Source organism: Collinsella sp. 4_8_47FAA (assembly GCF_000763055.1).
Lineage (GTDB): Bacteria > Actinomycetota > Coriobacteriia > Coriobacteriales > Coriobacteriaceae > Collinsella.
The window spans coordinates 1-531 of sequence record NZ_KN214170.1; the positions used below are offsets into that span (position 1 = coordinate 1).

Here is a 531-nt window from a genome sequence, read left to right on the forward strand (position 1 = left end):
GCAAGGTCTACAGGACTCGCAGGTAGGCGGGTCGACACCGCTAACGAAACGGGGAGGGTTTTTGACCATCCCCGTTTTTTTTACGCTTGCCACCACGGACGCCCACTCGTACGGACGACCGTCGGGCAGCCTGTCGTACTCACGCGGCCCCGTCTCCAGCAGCTCCTTGGCGCGGTCTGGGTCATAGCGCACATCCCAGGGAGAGCAGTAATACCATGCGGAATTGCCTCCGTATCGGGTAAGCCGCCACCGAGCCTCGGCAATCGGAACGAAGCCGAGATCGCACCACTGGTAGGCGGTGTGGTCGCGGCGGCCCTCCTGCAAGGTTTCCTCGTCGATGTGAGCCCCCCAACAATCGAGAAGGTCTTTGCGATGCTGTTCCGCGCGGGCGGCGCCCTCGATGCGCCCGCACTCATCGGCCTCGCGCTTCGCCTTGGCGTCGGCGCGGCGGCGGCGGTTGACCGCCTCGACGTCCTTTTTCGCCCAGGGGCGCGCTGCTCGATGTTGTAGAACATCGCGGTCGTGTTTCCG

The 531-nt window shown here is 64.6% G+C and carries 1 protein-coding gene; it reads right to left on the bottom strand.

Features of this window, described 5'->3' with window-relative positions; genetic code table 11:
- Window positions 1–531: hypothetical protein (locus HMPREF9463_RS11240; protein WP_198019981.1), on the bottom strand; the 531-nt coding region annotated here is incomplete at both ends.